The organism is Labrys sp. E2SS-1L (assembly GCF_057073705.1).
Window position 1 is genome coordinate 1,887,783 of record NZ_CP172712.1, and the last position, 25,296, is coordinate 1,913,078.

Here is a 25,296-nt window from a genome sequence, read left to right on the forward strand (position 1 = left end):
GGCCTATTGCGTCTGTGCGCCGAAACGCGGGTCGATCAGCCCGTTCACTGCCGCGGGCACGTCGATCTCGGCCTTGATCACGCCGGCGCCCTGCAGGGCTTGCCCGGCGGCCACCAGGGTCTGTCGCTGGGCGTCCCCGATCGTGCCGGTCGACAGGTCGGTGCGGGTGAGCTGGCGTTCGATCACCGCATCGGGCAGCTTGGCGGCCGCGATCAGGCTCTGCTTGAGATCGGCGGGATTGGCGAGGGCGTGCTGGCGGCCCTTTTCATAGACGGCCAGCACGCGGCGCACGAGCTCGGGATGGGCAGCGGCAAAGGCCTCGCGCACATTCAAGACTCCCCAGCTGTTGAGCGCGGCATCGCGGAAGAAGAGTTTGGCGCCATTTTCAACCTCCGCGCCGGCCATGATCGGGTCGAGCCCCGCCCAGGCGTCGACATCGCCGCGGATCAGGGCAGCCTTGCCGTCGCCATGCTGAAGCGGCACGAGCGCAATGTCTTTTTCCTTCAGCCCGGCCGAAGCCAGCGCGCGGATGAGGAAGATGTGAGGATCGGTGCCGCGCGTTGCCGCCACGCGCCGGCCCTTGAGATCGGCGACGGCGGCGATGCCGGTGTCGGGGCGCGTCACCAGCGCAGTCCATTCCGGGCGCGAATAGACATAGACGGCTTTGATCGGATTGCCGTTGACGCGGCCGACCAGGGCGGCCGCTCCCGCCGTCGAGCCGAAATCGATGCTGCCGGCATTGAGGAATTCGAGTGCCTTGTTGGAGCCGAGGGACTGGACCCAGCGCACCGCGATGCCGTCGGCCTTGAGCTCCTCCTCCAGCCAGCCCTTGTCGCGGATCAGCAGGCCGACGGGATTGTAGGTGGCATAGTCGATCCGCAGTTCGGACGGATTGTCGGCGGCCTTGGCGAGCCGAGGCGCTGCAAGGCCACCGGCGACGAGGGAGGCTAGGCCGGCAATGAAGCGGCGTCGGGTCGGCAGAGCGGGGCGGGACACGGCATATCTCCGAAACAGATCCTCGTTCTATTAATACATAAAGATTGTAGACAAAATAGATAAAAACATCTCGCGCGGCCGCCCGAAGGGGGATTGTTCTCGCTGGGCATGGCTGCTAGCATCCGGCCATGCGCATTTCGTCTTTCTCAGCAAGCTGGTGGTGGCCCGTCTAAGCACGGACGGCCACGCATGATCATTGCACATCTGGCCGTCCCGGGAGGGGCGGCTTTTGATTTTTTGAAGATCAGCGCAGGAGCACCCAACCCGAGACGGCCGTAACTCGGAGTTGGCTCCATGACGGACCATATCTACCATTCGGCCGGCGGCATCCGGATCCATCGCACCTGCCGCGACCTCGACTATCCTCATGACCTGTCCGCCCTCGTCGATCGCCTGGACCGGCAGCGCGGCGCGCTGTTCTCCTCGGGCTGCGAAGTGCCGGGGCGCTATCGGCGCGGCGAGATCGGCTTCGTCGATCCGCCGCTGGTCATCACCGGCAAGGGCCGAAGCTTTCGGATCGGGGCCCTCAACCCGCGCGGCACCTGCCTCATCCCGGCTATCGAGGCCCGCCTGCGCCCGCTCGATCTCTTCGAGACCTTCACCAGGGGTGAGGACTATCTCGCAGGTGAGGTGCGCGCGGCGGAAGGCGGCTTTGCCGAAGAGGAGCGCAGCCGCCAGCCCAGCCTGTTCTCGCTGCTGCGGGCGGTGATCGAGCTCTTCGCAGCGCCCGACGACCCCCATCTCGGCCTCTACGGTGCCTTCGGCTACGACCTCGTCTTCCAGTTCGAGCCGATGGACCTCAGGCTGCAGCGAGCCGAGGACCAGCGCGATCTCGTGCTCTATCTGCCCGACGAACTGGTGGTGGTCGATCATGCCCGCCAGCGGGCGCAACGGCTGAGCTACGATTTCGGCGTCGAGGGACGCTCGACCCGAAACCTGTCCCGCGCCACTGAATCCCATCCCTATCGCATGCTGGCCGGCCCGGACCTGCCGCCCGAGAGCGACCACGCGCCTGGCGAATATGCTGCCATGGTCGAACGGGCCAGGGCCGCCTTCGCCCGCGGCGATCTGTTCGAGGTGGTGCTGGGGCAATTGCTGTCCAAACCCTGCGCGCAAGCGCCGAGCACCGTCTTTCGCCGGCTCAACAGCGCCAATCCCTCGCCCTTCGGTGCCCTGATCAATCTCGGCGAGGGCGAGTTCCTGGTGGCGGCCTCGCCGGAAATGTTCGTGCGGGTCGACGGAAGACGTGTCGAAACCTGCCCGATCTCTGGCACCATCCGCCGCGGCGCCGATGCCCTGGAGGATGCCGAGCGCATCCGCGAGCTCCTGAATTCCGCCAAGGACGAGGCGGAACTGACCATGTGCACCGATGTCGACCGCAACGACAAGTCGCGCATCTGCGAGCCCGGCAGCGTCAGGGTGATCGGCCGGCGCCAGATCGAGCTCTATTCACGCCTGATCCATACCGTCGACCATGTCGAGGGCCTGTTGCGGCCGGGCTACGACGCCCTCGATGCCTTTCTCAGCCATGCCTGGGCGGTGACGGTGACCGGGGCACCTAAGCGTGGTGCGATCCGCCATATCGAAGCCGAAGAGAAGAGCGCCCGGCGCTGGTATGGCGGGGCCTTCGGCTCGATCGGCTTCGATGGCGCCTTGAATACCGGCCTGACGCTACGCACCATCCGCCTGCAGGATGGGGTGGCGGAAGTCCGTGTCGGCGCCACCCTGCTGCATGACAGCGATCCCCTGGAGGAAGAGGCGGAAACCCGGTTGAAAGCCTCCGCCATGCTGGCCGTGCTCGAGAAGGAAACCCCCACGGTTGGCCGGCTGGTGGTACCGGTCCGCAGGGCTGGCCCCGGGCCGCGCCTGCTGCTCGTCGATCACGAGGATAGTTTCGTGCACACGCTGGCCGGCTATTTCCGGGCCGCCGGTGCCGAAGTCGTGACATTGCGCCCGGCTTTGGCGCGGCAAAAGCTCGCGGACGGGGAGCCGGCAGATCTCCTGGTGCTCTCGCCGGGGCCGGGGCGGCCGGCGGATTTCGCCATGCAGCGGACCCTGGCGCTTGCCTTGCAGCGCGGGCTGCCGGTCTTCGGCGTCTGCCTCGGCCTGCAGGGCATGATCGAATATTTCGGTGGCCGGCTCGACCTGCTCGCGAGGCCTATGCATGGCAAGGCCTCGCGGGTGGAGGTCGAGGACGGCAGGCTCTTCGCCGGCCTGCCCGGCAGCTTCCCGGTGGGGCGCTACCACTCCATCCACGCCGATGCGCAGGTTCTGCCGGCGGAGCTGCGGGTCACCGCGCGCGACGGCAACGGCGTCATCATGGCGGTGGAGCATGCCAGCCTGCCTCTGGCCGCCGTGCAGTTCCACCCGGAATCGGTAATGACCAGGCCCGAGATCGGCCGACGGATGATCGAGAACGTGCTGGCGATGATCGAGCATGGCGGCATGGCAACGGTGGCGGCGGAGTGATCAGGGTCATCCCGCGCGCGGTGCAGCATGCAATGCTGCGCCGCAGATGCGGGACCGTAGGCCGGGTGAGTCTCATTCTCTACGCGGTCCCGCACCTGCATCGCATCACTTCGTGCTGCAATGCGCGCGGGATGACTATGCATCACCACCCATGCGCAGGTTCCAGGTCTCGTAGGGGCGGCGGAAGGTCGGCAGGCGATCCTTCATGGCGGGCAGCGGCGCGAAGGGCTTGTGCGGCTCGGCCTGGTACCAGAACGCGACGGAGGAGAGGTCGTCCGAGCGCCGGTTGGCGTGGCCGTGCTCGATGCTGACGCGGATCGATCTGTGGAAGATCACCGGGTCCTCGATGTGCCAGCGATAGAGCGTCACCGGTTCGGTCCAGTTCGGGCCGCCGGCGGCGATGATGCCGTGATAGGGCGCGCTGTAGTCCTGTGTCGGGCACCAGGCCGTGTTGAAGTAATCCTCCGTGCCGGTGCCGTGCAGGGTCGGCGGCCAGGCATCGTTGGCGCCGGGGCTGCTCTCGCTGCGCGGCGCGATCGGCGCGGCCTTGGGCCCGATGCGCGGATCGGGCTTGCGCACCGTGTCGGGCACCGACAGGCCCGGCTCGCCATCGACGAAGATCATGTCGTCGCCCTCGCCATACCAGTCCCATAGGTCCGAGCGCCGCCGCGAATAGACGCTGTAGAGCACGCCGACATAATGGCCGTGCCCCTCCGCCTCCAGGATGGTGTAGTTGTCCTTGCCGTCGACGGTCTCGCCGCCGAACAGGAATTGCTCGTTGGCCAGGCCCGTTTCGTCCACGCCTTTGGGCCGGTCCTGGCGATATTGGGCGTGGAAGCGGCCGAGTCCCGGCTCGAGCTCTTCGTGCAGTTCAAGGTCGACATAATAGTAGAACAGCAGGTCGTCCTCGGCCTCGTTGGTAATAGTCAGCCTCATGTGGCTGGCGAACGGCATCGGGAAATAGCAGTTGAAGGCCTTGCCATCCTCGGGGCTGGCCTGCACCGGCAGGCTGGCGAAGTTGCGCGTGGCGGCATGGCCCATGCCGAAGAAATCGCCGATCGGCGTCTCGACGCTCGGATGCTCCTCGCCGTCCCAATAGGCCCGGAGCACGATCTTGCGCAGGAACAATTCGCTCTTGCAGGCGAGGGTGGCCCAGATATGGGTGACGATGCCGGCGCCGGCATATTCGGCGATAACAACCGTCTGCCCCGGCTCGATATGCAGCCTGTCGTCATTGCCGCCGGTGCGGTCATAGCTGGAGAAGCGGCGGGAGCGGCCTTCGCGCAGTTTAGCGAGGCCGCGCAGGGGCGAAAGTCCGGACTGGGTCATGCTCACTTCCTCGAAAGGCTTTTTTGGAAACGGGGGCAGCTCATTTCAGGCCGCTGGTCTTGATGGATTCGGTGATCTGGCGCTGGAACACGGCAAACAGGATCAGCATCGGCAGGGCGACGATGGTCGAGGCGGCCATCACATAGTTCCAGGCGCCGGCATATTGGCTGCGGAAGTTGGCGATCGCGACCTGGACCACCCACAGGCTGGAATCGGAGGCGACCGTGAGCGGCCAGAGGAAGGCGTTCCAGTTGGCCAGGAAGAACAAGATGGCCAGTGCCGCCAGGATCGGCCGGCTCAGGGGCAGCACGATGCTCCAATAGATGCGCCAGCGCCCGGCGCCGTCGATCAAGGCGGCTTCCTCCAATTCGCGCGGCAGCGACAGATAGTATTGCCGCAGGAGGAAGATGCCGAAGGCGTTGAAGATCGAGGGCACGATCAGCCCGGCATAGGAATTGAGCATGCCCATCGCCCGAACCAGGATGAAGAGCGGCACGATGATCACCGGCAGCGACACCAGGAAGGTGGAGAACATGGCGAGGAAGATTGTGTCTCGACCCGGGAAGTGCAGCCGCGCCAGCGCGTAGCCCGCCATGGAATGGAAGAACAGCGCGACGATGGTGACGATCGCCGAGACCAGGAAGGAGTTGAGGAGGTAGCGCAGGAAGGGGATCTCGGTCAGCACATGGAGGAAATTGCCGATGGTGGGTCGCTGCGGCACGAGATCGGGCAGGAACACCTCGGCCGGCGGCTTGAAGGCGACCACCAGCATCCACACCAGCGGGAACACCGTCATCAGCGCCAGGACGAGGCTGACCAGCATCCACAGGAAGCGCACGAGCTGGCCCGATGGGGGCAGGGCAGGGGCGTTGCGCTCAGGCATGATGGAAGCGCCCGCCCCGCGTCAGCCTGAACAGGATGAGGGTCACGGCCATCAAGAGCGCCACCAGCAGCGAGGCCATGGCCGAGGCATAGCCGAAGGCGCCGAACTGAAAGGCCTGGCGATAGATGTAGACGATCAGGGCGGAGGTGGCGTTGGCCGGGCCGCCCTTGGTCATGACATAGATGAGATCGAAGACCTGGCCACCGGCCGCCGCCATCACCACCGAGACCAGCACCACGAAGAAGCTGGTGGGACGCAGCAAAGGCAAGGTGATGTAGCGAAAGCGGGCGAGCGCACTGGCACCGTCGAGCTCGGCCGCCTCGTAATATTCGGCCGGGATGTCCTGCAGGCCGCCGAGAAAGATCAGCATGTAGAAGCCCATCATGAACCAGACGCTGATGGCCACGAGGGTGAACAATGCCAGGTTCGGATCGCCCAGCAGGGAAAGCCCGGGCAGGCCGAACCAACCGAGGAGGCGGGAGAGGATGCCGACCTTCTCCACCAGCAGGATCTGCCAGACCATGGCGACCACCACCAGGCTCACCATTTGCGGGGCGAAGAACATCGAGCGGATCACGGTTTCGAACCGCCCGCCGCGCTGCACCAATAAGGCGAGGCCAAGCCCGCTGACATAGAGGGCGGGCACCAGCAGGGCGGCATAGACGAGCGTCACCCTCAGCGAGGTCCAGAACAGCGGGTCGCGCCACATGCGCCCGTAATTGGCGAGGCCGACGAAACGATAGCCGCCGAAGCCGTCGACCTCGTAAAAGCCGATGGCCAGCGCCAGCAGCATCGGCAGGCCGACGAAGATGGCAAGGCCCAGGGCGTCAGGCAGTACGAAGAGATAGCCGGCGAGAGCATCGCGGCGGGCGGCGCGGGCGGATGTCATGGCGCGGCTCCCGCAAATCCATCAAGCGAGCAGTACAAGCCGCGACCACCCTTCTCCCCTTGTGGGAGAAGGTGCCCCGTAGGGGCGGATGAGGGGAGAAACGCAACCTTGCAAGGCGTCCGCCGCCACCCCTCATCCGGCGCTTCGCGCCACCTTCTCCCGCAAGGGGAGAAGGGTGGTCGCGGCTTTTTCTGAGGCCTCGCGCCTGCATCCCATATCGACGACAACACCACCCTACCCCTCACAGGATCGGTGCGCCGCTATAGCCGGCGAGGAAGGCGTCGAGCTGCTGGCTGGCCGCCGTTGCCGCTTCACGCGGATCGGTGCCGCCGAGCTGGGTGGCCTGGATCGCGTCGGAGATGATCTTGTAGACCTCGGGCGGTACGCGCGGTTCGGCCCGCGTGCCCGGATAGATCTCCTTGGAGAAGACGCCCATCCGGCCGGCCTGGAAGGCGGCGGAACCGGCGGCGAGGGCGCTGGAGCGCGGCGGCATGTCGCTCTTGGCGGTCGTGCACCAGTCGACCACCCGCTGGATCGAACCCTTGTCCATCGAGGCCAGGGCCCAAGCGCAGAATTTGGCCGCCGCGTCGGGGTTCTGGCCCTTGGCATTGGCGACGAAGGCCCAGCCGCCGCCGACGGTGACATACTTCCCGCCGGCCGGAACCGGCAGCTTGAACACGCCATAGGGCATGTCCTTGGCGTTGTTCTCCATGGCGGCGATGCCCCAGATGCCGACATTCTGCATGGCGGTGAGGCCGGCGCCGAGATTGGAAACGATGTCGAAGCCGCCGCTGACCACCTGCCGGGGCGCCGCGCCGGACTGGATGGCGTCCTGCCAGAGCTTGAGGGCCTGCACGGTGGCGGGGGAGTCGAAGGCGCTCTTGCCGTCCTTGCCCTGGATCTCGCCGCCGCCCTGCCAGAGGAAGGGATACCAGGTGAAGTTCTGATAATAGCCCGGCGTGGTCTCGAACAGCACGCCATAGCGGTTCGAGGTGGTCAGCTTCTTGGCAAGCTCGAGGAGCTCGTCCCAGGTCTTGGGCACGTCGTTCTCGTTCAGCTTGGCTTCCTCGAAGGCCTTGACCGAATAATAGAAGGCCATCGGCTCGACCTCCATGGGCACGCCATAGATCTTGCCGTCGACCTTGCGGTTGGCGATCACGCTATCGGGAAAGTCGGTGCGGGCTGCTTCCTCGATATGGGGCGTGAGATCGGCCAGCACGCCGCCATTGTAGTAGCGCAGGAAATCGCCCGGGCTGATCAGGAAAATGTCCGGACCCTGGCCCGAGGCGAATGCGGTGGCGAGCTTGGAGCCGGAAATGTATTCGCTGTTGACGATATATTCGAGCTCGACCTTGGGGGAGTGGTCGGCATTCCAGGCCGCCACCAGATCCTGGAACCATTTGACCTGGGGCTTCACGTCCCCGCCCGGCGCATAGAACTGCCAGAATTTCAGGGTGGCGTCCTGGGCCTGGGCCCCGGAACGATTGAGATAGGGGGTGTTCAGGAAGCCGCCCGCCAGGCCAGCGCCGGCGACGAGCAGGCCGCGCCGGCTGATGCCGGCACCACGGTTCTCGGGACCTATGGCCTTCACAGTCATGATTTCCTCCCTGTTGCCGGTTGTCGTGCCACCGGCTTGTCGTTCTCGACGGATGCGGCGTCTGCCGCCTTCCCGTCAGGCTGAATCGAAGGGGTGCAGGATGGATGGCACGGTTGCCGTACGCGGCGCGCCCGTGAAGCTGCCGTTCAGGCGTTCGAGCAGCATGGTTGTGGCCTGCCGGGCGAGGGTGGCCGGGCTGTTGCCCACCCGCGTCAGGCGCGGGCGGACATATTCGAGCTGGGGCAGGTCGTCGAAGACGGATACGGCGATCTGCCCGGGCACCGAAATACCGCTGTCGTAGAATTCCGTGAGGGCGCCGGAGGCCATCAGGTAGTTGGCGAAGAACACGGCCGTCGGCAGAGCATGGCCATGCTCGCGCTTGAGCCAGGCGGCCGCCTCGCGGCCCGATGGCGCGAGATAGCTGCCGGTGAAACGCAGAGCGGGATCGATGGCGACGCCATTGTCATCAAGGGCCTTCTCGAAGCCGTCGGCGCGTGCCATCGCCTCGGAGAAGAAGGCCGGGCCGGTGACATGGGCGACGCGCCTGTGTCCCTGGCGCGCGAGGTATTCCCCCATCAGATAGCCGCCGCCGAAATCGTCCAGCCGGATGCTGTCGACCGCCTGGTTGGGCAGATGGCCGATGAAGACGGTGGGAATGTCGATATCTTCAAGCACGTCATGCATGCCGTGCAGGGCGAAATCGCCGACGATGAGCCCGTCGACCCGACGGTTGCGGATCTGCCTGAGATATTCGCGGCCATGGTCCTGGGAATGGCCGCCGGGCACGTCCGTGTTGAAGATCAGCATGTCCAGGCCGACATGCTCCAGCTCGGACTGAGCCGTCTTCACCAGCTCGGGATAGAAGGGGTTGCGGATGTCGGGGATCAGCATGGCGACCGTATCGGTGCGCCCCGTGCGCAGGCTGCGTGCCTGGGGGTTGGGCTGGTAGCCCAATTCGCGGATCGCCTGTTCGACACGCTCGCGCAATTCCCTGGACACGCGATCGGCATGATTGATCGCATGCGATACGGTCGTGCGTGAAACGCCAGCTTTCTCGGCGACTTTCGATATCGTGCTCACTGGGGCATGATATCCAAGATGAATGCATTTGCAAATCGATTTGCATGCATATTGGGAGCGAGCTTTTCTGGGTGCGTGGACGTCGCGGCATGCGAGCAAGTCGCCGTGACGTCCGCGCACCCGCAGGGTCAGGGCGTGGCCTGCACCAGGGTACCGGAATAGAGGATGGGGCCGGTGGGCTGGCCTGAGGGGGAGCCGCCCTCCGGCTCCAAGGTCACCGCCAGGACGGCCTGCTGCACCACCTGCTCGGGTACGCTGGACAGGCGTGCCTTCTCCACCGTGAAGGGCCGGTCGCCGATCACGCCGAGCGATCGCGGGCCGGGCAGCTTGTCGTTCACCAGCCACAATTCATAGGACTTGTTCGGCTGGGGCCGGGCGGCCACCGGCCGGATGGTGAGGGAGCGCGCCTCGACATTCACCGAGACGATGAAGGCGGGGGAGGCGGCGTCCTTCTGCAGCACGGCGACGAAATTGCCGGGTTGCGCCGGATTGCGGAGTGAGGGCGTAAGGGCGAAGAGGGCCAGCCCCGCGGCCAGCGCGCCCGCACCCAGGGCGGCCATGCGCCAGCGCCGCAGGCGCCTTTCGAGCAGGGGAACCAGACTGTCTGTCCCGCCGTCGAGGCGGCCGAGGATGCTCGGGAACAAGGAAGCAGGCGCCTCCATGGGCGCGACGGTCTCGACCAGGGGAGCTAGACGACGCTCCCAGGCCGTGATGGCGGCATCGAGATCGGGCTCGCGCTGGCGCCGGGCCGCAACGGCGGCCCGTTCGGCCGTGTCGAGCGTGCCGAGCACATACTCGCCTGCCAGGAGATCGAGATCATCGCGCTCAGTCATGGCCGAGGCACTCCCTCAGCTGGGCGAGGCCGCGATGCAGCAGGGTCTTGACCGTGGGCACCGGCCGCTCGAAGCGCCGGGACAGGGCCTCGCGCGTGGCGCCGCGATAGTAAGCGAGCAGGATCATCTGGCGCCGCTCCTCGTCGAGGCCGGCGAGGCAGGAGAGCAGTCGCCGCAATTCCTCGCTGCGTTGGCGAGCCTCGAGCGGTTCGCTTGCTTCGGCCGGCAAATCCTCGATCTCCTGGACGTCGGCACCGGCTGAGGGGCGCGCGCTGCGCAGCAGGTCGATGGCGCGGTTGCGGGCGATCGTCGCCATCCAGGTCATGGCGGAGGCCTTGCCGGGGTCGAAATCCGCCGCCTTGTCCCAGATTCTCACGTAGATCTCCTGCACTGCATCGTCGGCCGCAGCCCTGTCACGCAGGATACGGAGCACCACCCCGTAAAGTTTCGCCTGTGTCGCATCATAGAGGCGCCGAAACGCGGCCCTGTCGCCGGAGGCGACGGCGTGCAGCAGGCCCTCCAGCGACGACCCTTCCTTCTCGTTGACGCCTCTGCTGCTGCTCAAGCCGATTGCCCCGGTTTCCGCCTGGCCTGGACTGGTCGCCCGCTTCAATCAAACAATAATTCGCTGCCCGGCGAAACAGAATTCCATCCTGAAATCCGGCGGGTTGGTGCGTACGTTGCAGCTGCGCAAAGGTTTCATCGAAATGTGGAAATAATTTTATTCACAGAAATGAAACTTCATGGGCCGTGTATCGTATCTATATATTTCATTGTTATTTCAGTTTTGAAAATAAAATTGAAGAATATTTTTTAATTCTGAAACTCGTGCGAAATCGAGGCGTAGATCTTCACGAGACGCGGACATCCCCGTGCTCCACCGCTCGGAACGAGCGGTGCAACCTTCCGGAGATCTATCATGACCCGTCGCACCTCCTCTTACGCAGCCGTCATCGGTGTGGTTCTCGCCGCCTCGGTGTTCTACACGGGTGCGGCCTTTGCCGAGACCACCGTCAATGTCGGCGGCGCGCCGATGTATCCCTCCAAGAACATCATCCAGAACGCCGTCAATTCGAAGGACCACACCACGCTGGTCGCCGCGGTCAAGGCGGCCGGCCTGGTCGATACCTTGATGGCCCCCGGCCCCTTCACCGTGTTCGCCCCGGTCAACAAAGCTTTCGGCAAGCTGCCCAAGGGCACGGTGAACACGCTGCTCAAGCCCGAGAACAAGGCGACCCTGACCGCCGTGCTGACCTATCACGTCGTGGCCGGCAAGCACTCGGCCGCCGAACTGATGTCCGAAGTGAAGGCCGGGGGCGGCAAGGCCACGCTCAAGACCGTGCAGGGCGGCACGCTCACCGTCGTGCAGGACGGCCGCAAGCTCGACATCATCGACGCCAAGGGTGACCGCTCCACCGTCACCATCCCCGACGTCAACCAGAGCAACGGCGTCATCCACGTCGTCGACACCGTGCTGCTGCCGCAATGATGGCTTGCGCCGGACCGCGGACGCATCCGCGGTCCGGTGCCTCCTTGATCCCTTTCGGGAGTCCGTCGCCATGACGCAATCTCACCCCCTGCCAGTTCCGGCCGTCGCGCCGATCCACCCGATGATCGTGCGGATCAGCCATTGGACAAATGCGGTCGCGATGCTGATGATGATTTCCTCAGGCTGGGCCATCCACAATGCCTATCCTACGCTGCCGTTCCCGTTTCCTTCGGCCCTCACGCTCGGCAGCTCCTTGATCGGCGGTCTGCAATGGCATTTCGCCGCCATGTGGCTGGTGATGGCCAATGGCCTGGTCTATCTCGCCTATGGCCTGGTTTCCGGCCGGTTCCGGCACAAATTGCTGCCGGTCACGCCGGCCGCCGTGCTCACCGATCTCAGGGCGGCGTTGGCCGGCCGGCTCGGCCATGAGGATCTCAGCCACTACAACGCCGTGCAGCGCCTGCTCTATCTCGGCGTGATTGGCGCCGGCGTGCTGGTGGTGCTGTCGGGCCTGGCGATCTGGAAGCCGGTGCAATTGCGCCCGCTCGTCATGCTGCTCGGCGATTTCGACACGGCCCGCCTGATCCATTTCGGCGCCATGTCGGTGATCGTCGGCTTCCTGGTCGTGCATGTTGCGATGGCCCTGCTGGTGCCGCGCAGCCTCGTCGCCATGATCCGCGGGCATTGAGGGAGGGTGTCATGCTGCGTGAACCCCATTCCGATACTGGCGCGATCCTCAAAGAGGCCGCCGGTCGGCTCGATCGCGCCACGCGGCGCCAGTTCCTGCGCCGGGCGCTCGGTCTGGGAAGCCTGACCCTGCTCGCCGGCTGCGATGTCACCGACGGCTATAGCGCCGAGGCGATGCTGGGGCGGATCTCCGATTTCAACGACCGCGTGCAGGCCTGGCTGTTCTCCCCGGAGCGCTTGGCGAAGGAATATCCCGAAAGCATGATCACTCGGCCCTTCCCGTTCAACTCCTTCTACGAGCCCAACATTCCGGACAAGGCACCGGTGATCGATGCCGGCCTCTATCGCCTGAACGTCACGGGCCTGGTCGAGCAGCGGGCGGACTGGACACTGCCGCAGTTGCACGCCTTGCCGCGCGTCACCCAGATCACCCGCCATATCTGCATCGAGGGCTGGAGCGCCATCGGCAGCTGGTCCGGCGTACCCTTCTCGCATTTCCTGCGCCGGATCGGCGCCGATCTCACGGCGAACTATGTCAATTTCCGCTGCGACGACAATTACGTCACCAGCATCGACATGCAGACCGCCCTGCATCCGCAGACGCAGCTCACCTTCTGGTTCGACGGGCAGGTGCTGCCGCGTGCCTATGGCTTCCCGATGAAACTGCGCGTGCCGACCAAGCTCGGTTTCAAGAACCCCAAATTCATCGGCGAGATCGAGGTGAGCAACGACTATCTCGGCGGCACCTGGGAGAGCCAGGGCTATAATTGGTTCAGTGGACTGTAGCTGCCTGTTTGCTCGTGGAAAAGAAAATGCGGGCGACGATGCCCGCACTTCCATGGATACTTCGCTTCCAGTGCTTCCGCGACGGGGACAGGCTGGCCTATTCGGCGGCGGCCTTCGTCGTCACGCTCGCTTCGGCGGCTTCCTGGGCCTTGAGGGCTTCGGGATGCGGCATCGAGATGATGTTGTAGCCAGAATCGACGAAATGTACCTCGCCGGTGACGCCGGTGGACAGATCGGAAAGCAGATAAAGCGCCGAACCGCCGACCTCTTCGATGCTCACCGTGCGGCGCAGCGGCGCATGGGCGCGCTGGTAGTTGAACATCAGGCGGGCATCGGAAATGCCGGCACCGGCGAGGGTGCGGATCGGACCGGCCGAGATGGCATTGACCCTGACGGCCTGCGGGCCGAAATCGGAGGCAAGGTAGCGCACCGAAGCTTCCAGCGCAGCCTTGGCGACACCCATGACGTTGTAGTTCGGCATCACTCGCGTGGAGCCGCCATAGGTGAGGGTGAGGATCGAGCCGCCATCATGCATCAGGTCGGCGGCGCGCTTGGCGATCTCCGTGAAGGAGAAGCAGGAGATCACCATGGTCTTGGCGAAATTGTCGCGCGTGGTGTCGGCGTAGCGGCCCTTGAGCTCGCTCTTGTCCGAATAGGCGATGGCGTGGACGAGGAAGTCGATCTTGCCCCATTCCCGCGCCAGCGTGGCGAAGACGCCGTCGACGGAAGCGACATCCTCGACGTCGCACGGCACCAGCAGGCTGGAGCCGACGCTGTTGGCCAGCGGCTCCACGCGCTTGCGCAGGGCATCGCCCTGATAGGTGAATGCCAATTGGGCGCCTTGGGCGGCAAGGCTCTTGGCGATACCCCAGGCGATCGAATGATCATTGGCCACGCCCATGATCAGACCGCGCTTACCTTGCATGAGCCCTGTCATGGCCTGCAACTCCAAATCCTGGTCATCAGTCACCAAAGCAAAGCGCGTTTTCGTGTGAACGTTACTTTGCTTTGACTCCTTGGTTGGACGCGCTTTGCGATTCGACGCGATCCCGTCAAATCGCAAAGCGCTTTGGGGCGCAATCAGACCAGAATCGGCCGATCAGCCCGCATTTCCGCCTCTTTACCACGTTTTGACAAAGCAGCCGGGGATTTGCTGGCTTCCCGGATCACTTTATCTGTCTCTTTGTTACCGGGCATGCTCATCCACGGTCTTCAAACTATGGATGAGCGCCTACCCTGGATAGTCCGGGCGGAACAGGCGGTGACCGATCTCAGGCGTCGAGGCGCTTGAAGACCAGGGCCGCGTTGGTGCCGCCGAATCCGAAAGAGTTGGACAGGACATGGCTGAGCTTGGCATTGTCGATACGCTTGCGGACGATCGGCATGTCAGCAAAGGCCGGATCCAACTCCTCGATATGCGCGCTCTCGCAGATGAAGCCATTATTCATCATAAGGAGTGAATAAATTGCTTCCTGCACGCCCGTCGCGCCCTGCGAATGGCCTGTCAGCGCCTTGGTCGCGGCGATCGGGGGGCATTTGTCACCCGAGCCGAACACTTTGCGGATGGCCTCGATTTCTGGCGGATCGCCGGCCGGCGTCGAGGTGGCGTGCGGATTGATGTAGTCGATCGGTGCCTTGATATTGGCCAGCGCCATGCGCATGCAACGCTCGGCGCCTTCGCCCGAGGGGGCAACCATGTCATGGCCGTCGGAGGTTGCGCCATAGCCGGCGATCTCGCCATAGATGCGGGCGCCGCGGGCCTTGGCGTGCTCCAGTTCTTCCAGTACCAGCACACCGGCACCGGCGGAGATCACGAAGCCGTCGCGATTCTTGTCATAGGGGCGGGAGGCCGTAGACGGGGTGTCGTTATATTTGGACGACATCGCACCCATGCCGTCGAACAACACGGCGAGCGTCCAGTCGAGTTCCTCGCAGCCGCCGGCGAACATCACGTCCTGCTTGCCATATTGGATCTGCTCATAGGCATTGCCGATGCAATGGTTCGAGGTCGCGCAGGCCGAGGAGATCGAGTAGTTCGTGCCCTTGATCTTGAACCAGGTCGAGAGCGTGGCCGAAGCGGTGGACGACATCGCCTTGGGCACAGCGAAGGGGCCGACCTTCTTGGAACTGCCCGACTCGCGCGCCTTGTCGGCAGCCTCGACGATGGTGCGGGTAGAGGGGCCGCCGGACCCCATGATGATGCCGGTGCGCTCGTTGGAAACTTCGTTGGCTTCGAGGCCTGAATCGAGGATGGCCTGCTCCATCGCCACATGGTTCCAGGCGGTACCGCCACCGTGGAAGCGCATGGCGCGGCGATCGACCACCGAGGCAGGGTCGAGCGTCGGCGCGCCATAGACCTGCGAGCGGAAGCCGTATTGGGCGAACTGCTCGGCGCGCGTGATACCGGATCTGGCCTCGTGCAAGCTGGAGAGAACCTCCTGCGTCGAGTTGCCGATCGAAGACACGATACCCATGCCGGTAACGACGACACGTCTCATGGCGATCCCTTCCAGTTTCGTGACCGCCCCACGATCCTCTCCGAGGAGATCGCCAGGCCGGCACTGCGTTCCCTAGAGAAAAGCGCGTTCAATGTGAACGCTCGCTTGCCCTAGCTCCTTGTTTCCAAGCCAATCCGACGGATTGGCGGGAGCGTCCTTGCGATTTGAGGCAATTGCGTCTCATCGCAAAACGCTTGAGCAGAATTTCGCAAGCGGCCCGGTTTTGGGCAAGCTCGGAAATTATGCTCGCTGCCCGCGGACGGGCAGGACCCGGACACGGACAGCCTAACAAAGCGTCGACCCCGTCGGCGCGTCGAGCGTCGTCGGGGCCGCACCCTGCATGTTTCAAAGCGCATTGCAACAGGCAGGCCAATGCCAGGCCCGACCGGAAACGCGCTCGATCCGCGCCGCGCTCAGGCCAGAAATCAGGCTTGGAACAAGCCGACGCGCAGATCCTTGGCTTCATAGATGGTGCGGCCATCGGCCTTTAGCCAGCCATCCGCAATGCCGAGAATCAATTTACCCTTGAAAACCCGCTTGAGGTCGACGCCATACTCGACCTGTTTGACGCTGGGCAGCACCTGGTCGGTGAACTTGACTTCGCCGACGCCGAGAGCACGGCCGCGTCCGGACTGGCCGAGCCAGCCCAGGAAGAAGCCGGTCATCTGCCAGAGGGCGTCGAGGCCAAGGCAGCCCGGCATCACCGGATCGCCCTGGAAGTGGCAGGAAAAGAACCACAGGTCCGGTTTGACATCGAGCGTGGCGCGTACGCAGCCCTTGCCATTTGGCCCGCCGGTCTCGGAGATCTCCGGGATGCGATCGAACATCAGCATGGGGGGGAGGGGCAATTGCGCATTGCCGGGGCCGAACATCTCGCCGCGCCCGCAGGCCAGGAGATCTTCATATTCAAAGCTCGAACGGCGTTCCGCCATTGCGTCTCAGTCCTCATCGACCAGTCAAAACCGCGTGGCCGGACAGGCGAGCCTGCCCGCTCCACGGCCTCCCCTTAACATAGCAATCCCGCAGCCGAAAGCGGGGGAAGGGTCGCGGGGGCGATGTTGCCCCCTTAAAAAGGACTCAAGCGGCTTTGTCGGACCACGGACCGGCTGGTCGGCAGGGGCATGCGTGCTATCGCGCCGCCGAATCGTAGCGGAATACCAGCGTGTCGTCGCGCCAGCCGGTTTGCGCACAATCCTTGGCACGTCGGGGAGCCTTGCCACGCAGGGTGATGATCGGCGGCTCTCCGGCCGCCGAGCCCTCGACGCGATAGGAGATCGGCCCGCATTCGCGCGAGAAGACATAGGCCTGGCCGCGATAGATGCCGCCGCTGGCGCTCCCCTTGAACAGCAGTGCCCCCTTGCGGACCCCGACCTCGGCCAGGCCCGGGCGCGGCGCCTCATAATAGAACAGGCGGTTGCCCTCGCTCGCCGAAAGCGCCACGCGCGAGCCGTTATGGTTCCAATAGCTCGAGATCGTGTAGGGTGGCGGATCGGGTCGAGCGGGCGCGGACGCAGGTGAGGCGGAGATCGGCGCCGGCCCGGCCGCAGGCTTGGCCAAGGCTTCCAGCCGCCGGCGCACCGAGGCGGCGCAATAGCCCTTCGGAAAATTGTCGAGATAGGCTTCGAGCTTGATCGGGGTGGGTTCGGTACCGAGATCGGTACAGGCCGCCATGTCCGCCTTGTCGGGGACCGGGCTTCCCGGCGCCGGCGATGGCTGCTGCGTGGCGATGGGGACCGAACCGGATATGGCGTTTCCAGACAGATAGAGATCACCGAGCAGGGCTTCATCCACCCACGGCGTCTGGCGCTGGTTCGTGGCGGCATGGACGTCCTGGCGTACCAGCGCCAGCATGCGACGGATCTCGATGCCGGCCTCCGGCAGTCGCTTCAGCAAGGCGGCCGCGAAGGGAGAATGGCCGTTGTCCCCATCGTCGGCGACGGCATTGGGGCCGGTGGCGAAGGCGACCAGCGTGCCGGTGCTGGCGGCGTCGAGCCGGGCGAGGCCGCGTGAGGCGCCGCGGCTTGCGCTTGCCGGCAGGGGATTGTTGCGGCAGGCATCCACCAGCAGGATCTTGGCCTTGGCGCCGGAAGCGCTCAGGATGTCGCTGATGTCGTCGAGTTTGATGGTCTGCGTGGCGAGATCGACGCGACTCTTGATGTCGGCGCCGACGGGAATGAGGAAATTGCGCTGGTCGACCTGCATGCCGTGGCCGGCATAGTACACCAGGGCGATATCGGCATCGGTGGCCTCGTTGCCGAATTCGGACATCGCCCTGAGCATGGCGGCATGATCGGCGTCGGTGGCGCGGATCACCTTGAAGCCGAGTGGGCCACCTGCGAGCAGCGTGGCCATGGCGTCGGCATCGGCGACGGGATTGGCGAGGCGGCCGAGCGTGCGATAGTCACCATTGCCGATGACGAGCGCGACACGCTTGTCGGCGAGCGCGACGGTGGCCCCGGCCAGCCAGAACAGACACAACAGCATTACGCAACGCCGGATCATCGCCCCACCCCGGATTCACGGCAGCACCACATCGATTGTGGCACGCGCGCCAGGCGCTGGCCAGTTCGGGGGGAACAGGCCGTAGGGCAGCTTTGCCAGGGCACCAGGACGTCGTCTCTTCGTGATAGATTTGTAAACGCTCGCACACTTTCCTCCGCATGGCTTTCCTTCGAGGATCGTGGAGGCTATCGTCGCGGCCCGAAATCGAAAGGCCACGCAGGGCCAAGGCGTCTTGCGATCTGGCCGTCGGCCGGGAATCGCAAAGACGCGTTCCGCTTGACTGCGTTCTGCTCCAGGGAGCCCCATTCGTGACCCTTCTTCCCCAGGAAATCATCCGCAAGAAGCGCGATGGCGCCGCTCTATCCGCGGCTGACATCGAGAGTTTCGTGCAAGGGCTGGTCGCCGGCAGCGTCACCCATGCCCAGGTCGCGGCCTTTGCCATGGCGGTGTTCTTCCGCGGCATGGCGATGGAGGAGCGCATTGCCCTGACGCGGGCGATGACCCAATCGGGCACCGTGCTCGACTGGCGCGGGCTCGACCTGCCGGGGCCGGTGGTGGACAAGCACTCGACCGGCGGCGTCGGCGACAATGTCAGCCTGATGCTCGGGCCGCTGGTGGCGGCCTGTGGCGGCTTCGTGCCGATGATCTCGGGCCGGGGCCTGGGGCATACCGGCGGCACGCTCGACAAGCTCGATTCGGTGCCCGGCTACGCCACCCAGCCCGATCTCGACCTGTTCCGCCGCGCCGTGCGCGAGGCAGGCACCGCCATCATCGGCCAGACCGCGGATCTCGCTCCGGCCGACAAGACCGTCTATTCGATCCGCGACGTCACGGCCACGGTCGAATCGATCCCGCTGATCACGGCCTCGATCCTGTCGAAAAAGCTCGCAGCCGGACTTCAGGCCCTGGTGATGGACGTGAAGACGGGCTCTGGCGCCTTCATGCCCACCCTGGAAGGCTCGCGCGAACTGGCCGAATCGATTGCGACCGTCGCCACGGGAGCCGGGCTGCCGACCACTGCACTGATCACGGCGATGGACCAGCCCCTTGCCAGCGCCGCCGGCAACGCCCTGGAGGTCCGCAATGCCGTGGACTTCCTCACGGGAGGGCAGCGGGATCTGCGCCTCCTGGAGGTCACCGTCGATCTTTGCGCCGAAATGCTGGTGCTCGGCGGGCTTGCCCGCGATACCGCCGAAGGCCAGGCGCGCATCGAGCAGGCTCTGGCGAGCGGGCGGGCGGCCGAACATTTCGCCCGCATGATCGCGGTGCTCGGCGGGCCGGCGGACTTCGTCGAGCGGCCCGAGCATTATCTGCCCGTTGCACCAGTGATTAAACCCGTCTTCGCCGAGCAGACAGGGCGGGTCGGCGGTATCAATACGCGGGCCGTCGGTCTCGCGGTGGTGGCGCTGGGCGGCGGGCGCACCCGCCCGCAGGATGCGATCGACCATGCCGTGGGCCTGACCGGCCTCGCCGAACTCGGCGCCGAGGTCGGGCCTGACAGTCCCCTCGGCTTCGTGCATGCGCGCAGCGACGCGGCAGCCGAAGCGGCGGCCGCCAGCCTGCGCACCGCCTACCGCATCGGAGAAGGCGAAGCAGCCCTGCCGCCGGTACTCGAACGCATTGGAGGAAAGTGACATGGGCCGCGCTCTCCTTCTGGTGATGGATTCCTTCGGCATCGGCTCGGCTGACGATGCCGAGCGCTATGGCGATGCGGGAGCGGATACGCTCGGCCATATCGCCGCGGCCTGCGCGGCGGGCCGGGCGGGGGAGAACGAGCATCGCACGGGGCCCCTGCGCCTGCCCGTGCTCACCAGCCTGGGCCTCGGCGCGGCTGCGCAGGCTGCGACAGGCACACTCCCGCCTGGCCTGGAAGGCGGCGTGGCCGAGGGGCTGTGGGGCTATGCGGCGGAGGTTTCCAAAGGCAAGGACACGCCATCCGGCCATTGGGAGATTGCCGGCTATCCCGTGCCGTTCGACTGGGGCTATTTCCCCAGGGAGGTGCCCTGTTTTCCTCCCAAGCTGATCGCCGCCATCGTCAAGGAGGCCGGGCTTGCCGGGGTGCTCGGCCAGCGTCATGCCTCGGGAACGCAGATCATCGCCGAACTCGGTGCCGAGAGCATAGAGACGGGCAAGCCGATCTTCTACACCTCCACCGACAGCGTGCTGCAGATCGCCGCCCATGAGGAGGCGTTCGGGCTGGAAAGGCTGTTGTCCCTGTGCGAGATCGCCCGGCGCCACGTCGACCACCTCAATATCGGCCGGGTGATCGCGCGGCCTTTCGTCGGCGATGCCGTCGGCGGTTTCACACGCACCGCCAACCGGCGCGACTATGCGGTGCCGCCGCCGTCCGACACGTTGCTCGACGTGGCAGAGCGCGCGGGACGGGGCATCGTCACCATCGGCAAGATCGGCGATATCTTCGCCCATCGCGGCACTGGCGAGATCGTCAAGGGCCCGAGCAACGACGCCCTGATCGATCGCACGCTCGAAGCTATGGGGCGCCTGCCCGATGGCGGCCTGCTCTTTGCCAACTATGTCGATTTCGACACGCTCTATGGCCATCGCCGCGATATTCCCGGCTATGCCGGCGCCCTGGAGCAGTTCGACATGCGCCTGCCGCAGATCCTGACGCGGCTGGGCGAGGAAGACCTTCTGATCATCACGGCCGACCATGGCTGCGACCCGTCCTGGACGGGAACGGACCATACGCGCGAATTCGTGCCGGTGCTGGCGCGTCTGGGCAAGCGCACGGGGCCGATCGGCCGGCGCGACAGCTTCACCGACATGGCCGCCAGCGTGGCGGAGCACCTCAGGCTGGACTGGCAGGGGGCGGGCAAGTCGTTCCTGTAGTCCGGAGGGCGTCGCCGAGGGAGAAGCGGGCAAGTGCCCGCGCACCCGCAGGTCCGCTCACATCTTCTCAACCATGATTCCAGACGGTGCGGCGAATTCGCGCCGCGTTAACGCCCGAGCATCCGCGACGCTTCCATCATGACCCCCGTTTCGAGGTGGGTCGGTTATGATCGAGCGTATGCATATGGTGTTGAAGGGCGGCATTTCCGCCGAGGACAGGGCGCAGTTCTGGGTGGGACTGACGCTGGCCGTCGCCACCGTCGTGCTGCTGTGCGCCAGCTTCCTCGACCTGGTCTCGATCTGAGGTTCTATCCGAGATTTTCCGGGCCGAAGCTCTCGGGCAGCAGCTCGTCGAGCGTGAAGCTGCGGCGGATGCCCTCGGGCCCTGCGACATGGATAGGTGTCGACGGCCTCGCGAATTCACGGATGCGCTGGCGGCAGCCGCCGCAGGGCGTGGTCAGGCCGGGCGCATCGGGGTGGGCGTCGGTCCAGCCCAGTACCAGGATTTCGGCGATTCCCGTTTCGCCATCCGCCACCATGGCCGAGATGGCGCCGCCTTCGGCGCAGGCCCCGACCGGATAGGCGGCATTCTCGACATTGCAGCCGGCATAGATCCGGCCCGAACGGCCGCGGATGGCCGCTCCCACCTTGAAGCGCGAATAGGGGGCGTGCGCCTTCTCGCGCACGGCCCGGGCGGCTTCGAACAGATCGGCGAGCGCGTCCATCAGCGTTCCTTGAGATAGGGAATGCCCGCGGCCTTGGGCGGCGTTGCCGCGCCGACGAAGCCGGCCAGCATCAGTACGGTGAGGATGAAAGGCAGCGCCGAGATCAGCTCGGAGGGCACCAGCATGCCAGCGACGACGAAGCCCGATCCCATGCGGATCGAGATGGCGTCGAGCAGGCCGAAGAGCAGGCAGGCGCCGAGCGCGGGCCAGGGCCGCCATTTGGCGAAGATCAGGGCCGCCAGGCCCATATAGCCGCGCCCGCCGGTCATGTTGGAGACGAAGGCGGCCGAGTCGGCGGTGGAGAGATAGGCACCGGCGATGCCGGTCAGCAGGCCGCAGATCAGCACGGCGCGGTAGCGCAGCCAGGCGACCGAGATGCCGGCGGTGTCGACCGCCTGCGGGTTCTCGCCGACGGCGCGCAGGCGCAGGCCGAAACGGGTCTTGTAGAGGACCCAGGCCGTTACCGGCACGCAGATGAAGGCGAAATAGACCAGGATCGAATGGCCGGAGAGCACGTCGGCATAGAGCTCACCGATCACCGGCACGCCCTTGATCGCCTCCGCACCCGGCAGCTCGATCGGTTGGAAACGGGCGGCGCCGCTGAGGCTCGGCGTGCGGCCGCCCTCGCCATACCAGGCATTGCCGATGAAGGCGGTACTGCCGAGCGCCAGGATGTTGATGGCGACGCCGGAAACGATCTGGTTGCCGCGATAGCGGATGGAGGCGATGCCGTGCAGCAGCGCAAAGCCGATGGAAACGATGATGGCGGCGATGAGGCCGAGCCAGGCCGAGCCATAGGTCGCGGCGGTGACCGCGGCGGCGAAGGCCCCCACCAGCATCTTGCCTTCGAGGCCGATGTCGACGATGCCCGAACGTTCCGAATAGAGGCCGGCGAGGGCGCAGAGCAGATAGGGCGTGGAGATGCGGATGGCGGCGGCCGCCACGCTGGCCAGCATGATCACGGTATCCATGGCGTCATGCTCCCTTGCCGGCGGGGGTGAACAGTTGGAACAGGGCAGCGAGCTGGGGTCGGAACATGGTCTCCAGGGCGCCGACGAAGAGAATGATGATGCCCTGGATCATCACGATCATGTTCTTGTCGAACACGGGGTTTTCGAAGGACAATTCCTGACCGCCCTGTATGAGCGCTCCGAACAGAATGGAAGCAAGCACGATGCCGGCCGGATGGGAGCGGCCCATCAGGGAAACGGCGATGCCGATAAAGCCGGCGCCGGCCGTGTAGTCGATGATCATGCGGTGCTGCTCGCCCATCAGCACATTGGCGCCCATCAGGCCGGCCAGGCCCCCCGAGATCAGCATGGCGATGATAATGATTTTCGCAGGCGAGATGCCGGCATAGACGGCGGCCGTCTGGTTGTGGCCGACCGTGCGCATCGCATAGCCGAGCCGCGTGCGCCAGATCAGGGCCCAGACCAGTAGGGCTGCGATCAGGGCGATCGGAAAGGCGAGATTGACGAGGGTGAGGTCGAGCTGGATGCCGATGCCGGCCAGGATGTCGCTGAGCAAGGGCATGCCCGTCGAATCCGGAAAAAGCTCGGACTTCGGCTCGCCCGAGCCCGGCTTCATCATCACGTTCACCAGAAGATACTGCACCAGAGCGGTGGCGATGTAGTTGAACATGATGGTGGTGATGACGACATGGCTGCCGCGCTTGGCCTGGAGGTAGCCCGGAATGAAGGCCCAGGCGGCGCCGAAGAGCATGCCGGCGGCCATGCCGAGCGGGATGGCGAGGAGCCAGGGCAGGCCGCCCAGATGCAGGCAGGCCCAGGCGATGCCGATGCCGGCGATCTGGCCCTGGCCGTCCACACCGATATTGAACAGTCCGGCATGAAAGGCGACGGCGACGGCAAGGCCGGCAAAAATGAAGGTGGTGGCATAATAAAGCGTGGTGCCCACGGCGTTGGCATCGCCGAACGCCCCGCCGATCATGGTGACGCCGACGGTCAAGGGGTCGGCGCCGACGATGATCCACACCGCGATGCCGGAGACGATGAAGGCCACCAAGACGTTGAGCAGCGGCAGGATGATGGTGTCGGCCCACCAGGGCAGGGTGATCAGGCTGGCGCCGCTGCGCCCCGAAAAGATCGCCCCCAGAAAGGCCCCGGGCGTGGTGGTCTGCCCGCTCATGCCGCTTCTCCCGAAACGCCGGCCATCAGGAGGCCAAGGCCGTTCTCGGTGGCGTCCTTGGCCAGGCACTCGCCGGTGATGCGCCCGCCGCACATCACCAGGATGCGATCAGAGAGGCCCATGATCTCGTCGAGCTCGACCGAAACCACCAGGATGCCCTTGCCGGCGTCGCGCATGCCGATCAGGCGGCGGTGAATGAACTCGATGGCGCCGATGTCGACGCCGCGCGTCGGCTGCCCCACGATCAGCAAAGCCGGGTCGCGCTCCATCTCGCGGGCTAGCACGATCTTCTGGGCATTGCCGCCCGAGAAATTGGCCGTCTTCAATTTCGGATCGCGCGGGCGCACATCGAAACGTTCCATCTTGTCGGTGAGGTCGGCGATGATGCGGCGGTAGTTGAGGAAGGGGCCGCTGCCGAGCTTGCGATCCTTCTGATAGCCCAGGATCGCGCTTTCATAGGCGGCGAACGGCTTGACCAGGCCCATCTTCATGCGGTCTTCGGGCACGTGGGCCAGGCCGAGCTTGCGCAGCTCCGCCGGGTCCGCGGCCGCGGCATTGCTGCCCCGCAGCCGGATCTCGCCGGAAAAGACCGGCCGGATGCCGGCAATGGCTTCCAGCAGCTCCGATTGGCCGTTGCCGGCGACGCCGGCGACGCCGACGATCTCCCCGGCCCGCACGGTGAAGGAGACGTCATCGACGCGGGTGATGCCCTTCTCGTCCTTGACGGTGAGGTTTTTCACTTCGAGGATGACGTCGCCCGGCTTGGCCTCGGCCTTGTCGACACGCAGCAGCACCCGGCGCCCGACCATCAGCTCGGCGAGCTCGGTGGGATTGGTCTTGGCGGTATCGACGGTGGCCACCATCTCGCCGCGCCGCATCACCGAGACCCGGTCGGTGATCGCCATGATCTCGCGCAGCTTGTGGGTGATCAAGAGGATGGTCTTGCCCTGCTCGCGCAGGACCTTGAGGATTTCAAAGAGCTGGTCGGCTTCGGCCGGGGTCAGCACGCCGGTGGGCTCGTCCAGGATGAGAATGTCGGCACCGCGATAGAGGGCCTTGAGGATCTCGACGCGCTGCTGGGCGCCGACGGGCAGTTCGCCCACCACGGCATCCGGATCGACTTCCAGGTGATAGCTCGTTTCCAGCCGCGCCAGTTCGGTGCGGGCATGCTCGCGCCCCTTCGCCAGCAGGCCGCCGCCCTCGGCGCCGAGCATGACGTTTTCCAGCACCGTAAAGGGATCGACCAGCATGAAGTGCTGATGGACCATGCCGATGCCGGCATCGATGGCATCCTGGGAGGAGCGGATCGCCTTCGCGGTGCCGTTGACGTGGATCTCGCCGCTGTCGGCCTCGTAGAAGCCGTAGATGATCGACATCAGCGTGGATTTGCCGGCGCCGTTCTCGCCGATGATGCCGTGGATGGTGCCTCTCTCGACCACGAGGTCGATCGCCTTGTTGGCGTGGACGGGGCCGAAACGTTTGTCGATTTGCTTCAGTTCGAGGGCAGTTGCCAAAGGGAGCCTCGCGGGAGCAAT

Annotated in this window: 24 protein-coding genes; 7 read left to right on the top strand and 17 right to left on the bottom strand. The window is 65.3% G+C overall.

The annotated features are described in order from the left end of the window. Nucleotides 1–3: 3 nt before the first annotated feature. Nucleotides 4–981 (bottom strand): aliphatic sulfonate ABC transporter substrate-binding protein, encoded by a 978-nt coding sequence (locus ACIGJE_RS08680; protein WP_415080478.1) that lies wholly within the window; start codon nucleotides 979–981, stop codon nucleotides 4–6. A 309-nt stretch (nucleotides 982–1,290) separates the two neighbouring features. Between ACIGJE_RS08680 and ACIGJE_RS08685 the strand changes: the two genes are divergently transcribed. Further along, on the top strand, nucleotides 1,291–3,465 hold the full coding sequence (locus tag ACIGJE_RS08685; RefSeq protein ID WP_415080304.1) for an anthranilate synthase component I: 2,175 nt from the start codon (nucleotides 1,291–1,293) through the stop codon (nucleotides 3,463–3,465). Nucleotides 3,466–3,600: 135 nt separating this feature from the next. On the opposite strand, the gene ACIGJE_RS08690 is transcribed toward ACIGJE_RS08685, so the two are convergent. From ACIGJE_RS08690 to ACIGJE_RS08720, 7 genes are all read right to left on the bottom strand, one after another. After that, nucleotides 3,601–4,794 carry a glycoside hydrolase family 172 protein gene (locus tag ACIGJE_RS08690; RefSeq protein WP_415080305.1) on the bottom strand — a complete coding sequence of 398 codons (1,194 nt, stop codon included), beginning with the start codon at nucleotides 4,792–4,794 and terminating at the stop codon, nucleotides 3,601–3,603. A gap of 40 nt (nucleotides 4,795–4,834) precedes the next feature. After that, nucleotides 4,835–5,677, bottom strand: a complete 843-nt coding sequence (locus tag ACIGJE_RS08695; protein ID WP_415080306.1) for a carbohydrate ABC transporter permease — start codon at nucleotides 5,675–5,677, stop codon at nucleotides 4,835–4,837. After that, on the bottom strand, nucleotides 5,670–6,566 hold the full coding sequence (locus ACIGJE_RS08700; protein WP_415080307.1) for a carbohydrate ABC transporter permease: 897 nt from the start codon (nucleotides 6,564–6,566) through the stop codon (nucleotides 5,670–5,672). The genes ACIGJE_RS08695 and ACIGJE_RS08700 overlap by 8 nt, the downstream gene beginning before the upstream one ends. Nucleotides 6,567–6,807: 241 nt before the next feature. Then, a complete protein-coding gene (locus tag ACIGJE_RS08705) occupies nucleotides 6,808–8,163 on the bottom strand; it encodes an ABC transporter substrate-binding protein (protein ID WP_415080308.1) in 1,356 nt (451 codons plus the stop codon). Nucleotides 8,164–8,238: 75 nt separating this feature from the next. Beyond that, nucleotides 8,239–9,243, bottom strand: a complete 1,005-nt coding sequence (locus ACIGJE_RS08710; RefSeq protein WP_415080309.1) for a LacI family DNA-binding transcriptional regulator — start codon at nucleotides 9,241–9,243, stop codon at nucleotides 8,239–8,241. Between the two features lie 128 nt (nucleotides 9,244–9,371). Then, on the bottom strand, nucleotides 9,372–10,076 hold the full coding sequence (locus tag ACIGJE_RS08715) for an anti-sigma factor (protein ID WP_415080310.1): 705 nt from the start codon (nucleotides 10,074–10,076) through the stop codon (nucleotides 9,372–9,374). After that, nucleotides 10,069–10,641, bottom strand: coding sequence for a sigma-70 family RNA polymerase sigma factor (locus ACIGJE_RS08720; RefSeq protein ID WP_367625235.1), 573 nt, complete (start codon nucleotides 10,639–10,641; stop codon nucleotides 10,069–10,071). The genes ACIGJE_RS08715 and ACIGJE_RS08720 overlap by 8 nt, the downstream gene beginning before the upstream one ends. A gap of 354 nt (nucleotides 10,642–10,995) precedes the next feature. On the opposite strand from ACIGJE_RS08720, the gene ACIGJE_RS08725 reads away from it, so the two are divergent. From ACIGJE_RS08725 to ACIGJE_RS08735, 3 genes are all read left to right on the top strand, one after another. Further along, a complete protein-coding gene (locus ACIGJE_RS08725; protein WP_415080311.1) occupies nucleotides 10,996–11,565 on the top strand; it encodes a fasciclin domain-containing protein in 570 nt (189 codons plus the stop codon). Between the two features lie 70 nt (nucleotides 11,566–11,635). Beyond that, nucleotides 11,636–12,253 (top strand): cytochrome b/b6 domain-containing protein, encoded by a 618-nt coding sequence (locus ACIGJE_RS08730; RefSeq protein WP_415080312.1) that lies wholly within the window; start codon nucleotides 11,636–11,638, stop codon nucleotides 12,251–12,253. Between the two features lie 11 nt (nucleotides 12,254–12,264). Beyond that, entirely contained in the window at nucleotides 12,265–13,038 is a 774-nt protein-coding gene (locus tag ACIGJE_RS08735) for a molybdopterin-dependent oxidoreductase (protein WP_415080313.1), read from the top strand. 97 nt (nucleotides 13,039–13,135) lie between these two features. On the opposite strand, the gene fabI is transcribed toward ACIGJE_RS08735, so the two are convergent. The 5 genes from fabI to ACIGJE_RS08760 form a co-directional block, all read right to left on the bottom strand. Then, a complete protein-coding gene (gene fabI, locus ACIGJE_RS08740) occupies nucleotides 13,136–13,975 on the bottom strand; it encodes an enoyl-ACP reductase FabI (RefSeq protein ID WP_311940723.1) in 840 nt (279 codons plus the stop codon). A 143-nt stretch (nucleotides 13,976–14,118) separates the two neighbouring features. Next, nucleotides 14,119–14,241: a hypothetical protein gene (locus tag ACIGJE_RS08745; RefSeq protein WP_311940720.1), complete on the bottom strand. Its 123-nt coding sequence runs from the start codon at nucleotides 14,239–14,241 to the stop codon at nucleotides 14,119–14,121. Between the two features lie 68 nt (nucleotides 14,242–14,309). Continuing rightward, nucleotides 14,310–15,536, bottom strand: a complete 1,227-nt coding sequence (gene fabB, locus ACIGJE_RS08750; protein ID WP_149253818.1) for a beta-ketoacyl-ACP synthase I — start codon at nucleotides 15,534–15,536, stop codon at nucleotides 14,310–14,312. 425 nt (nucleotides 15,537–15,961) lie between these two features. Next, nucleotides 15,962–16,468, bottom strand: a complete 507-nt coding sequence (fabA, locus tag ACIGJE_RS08755; RefSeq protein WP_068287971.1) for a 3-hydroxyacyl-[acyl-carrier-protein] dehydratase FabA — start codon at nucleotides 16,466–16,468, stop codon at nucleotides 15,962–15,964. A gap of 196 nt (nucleotides 16,469–16,664) precedes the next feature. Continuing rightward, nucleotides 16,665–18,020: a caspase family protein gene (locus tag ACIGJE_RS08760; RefSeq protein ID WP_415080314.1), complete on the bottom strand. Its 1,356-nt coding sequence runs from the start codon at nucleotides 18,018–18,020 to the stop codon at nucleotides 16,665–16,667. Nucleotides 18,021–18,346: 326 nt separating this feature from the next. Here ACIGJE_RS08760 and deoA point away from each other — a divergent pair, with 326 nt between their 5' ends. The 3 genes from deoA to ACIGJE_RS08775 all read left to right on the top strand — a co-directional run bounded on the left by deoA (nucleotide 18,347) and on the right by ACIGJE_RS08775 (nucleotide 21,192). Next, nucleotides 18,347–19,672, top strand: a complete 1,326-nt coding sequence (gene deoA, locus ACIGJE_RS08765) for a thymidine phosphorylase (RefSeq protein ID WP_415080315.1) — start codon at nucleotides 18,347–18,349, stop codon at nucleotides 19,670–19,672. A gap of 1 nt (nucleotide 19,673) precedes the next feature. Further along, nucleotides 19,674–20,888: a phosphopentomutase gene (locus tag ACIGJE_RS08770; RefSeq protein ID WP_483679825.1), complete on the top strand. Its 1,215-nt coding sequence runs from the start codon at nucleotides 19,674–19,676 to the stop codon at nucleotides 20,886–20,888. Nucleotides 20,889–21,054: 166 nt separating this feature from the next. Next, nucleotides 21,055–21,192: a hypothetical protein gene (locus ACIGJE_RS08775; RefSeq protein ID WP_311940706.1), complete on the top strand. Its 138-nt coding sequence runs from the start codon at nucleotides 21,055–21,057 to the stop codon at nucleotides 21,190–21,192. 4 nt (nucleotides 21,193–21,196) lie between these two features. Here the strand turns inward: ACIGJE_RS08775 and ACIGJE_RS08780 are convergent, their stop codons facing one another. From ACIGJE_RS08780 to ACIGJE_RS08795, 4 genes are read right to left on the bottom strand one after another with little or no spacing between them, the layout of a single operon-like run. Beyond that, nucleotides 21,197–21,613, bottom strand: coding sequence for a cytidine deaminase (locus ACIGJE_RS08780; RefSeq protein WP_311940702.1), 417 nt, complete (start codon nucleotides 21,611–21,613; stop codon nucleotides 21,197–21,199). Next, nucleotides 21,613–22,584 carry an ABC transporter permease gene (locus tag ACIGJE_RS08785; RefSeq protein ID WP_311940699.1) on the bottom strand — a complete coding sequence of 324 codons (972 nt, stop codon included), beginning with the start codon at nucleotides 22,582–22,584 and terminating at the stop codon, nucleotides 21,613–21,615. Before ACIGJE_RS08785 ends, ACIGJE_RS08780 begins: the two co-directional genes overlap by 1 nt. A 4-nt stretch (nucleotides 22,585–22,588) precedes the next feature. Beyond that, the gene (locus ACIGJE_RS08790) at nucleotides 22,589–23,761 is read right to left on the bottom strand and encodes an ABC transporter permease (RefSeq protein ID WP_311940696.1); all 1,173 of its coding nucleotides are present in this window, start codon (nucleotides 23,759–23,761) and stop codon (nucleotides 22,589–22,591) included. Next, complete coding sequence (locus ACIGJE_RS08795; protein ID WP_415080317.1) at nucleotides 23,758–25,275, bottom strand: ABC transporter ATP-binding protein; 1,518 nt, start codon at nucleotides 25,273–25,275, stop codon at nucleotides 23,758–23,760. Before ACIGJE_RS08795 ends, ACIGJE_RS08790 begins: the two co-directional genes overlap by 4 nt. Nucleotides 25,276–25,296 lie beyond the last annotated feature (21 nt).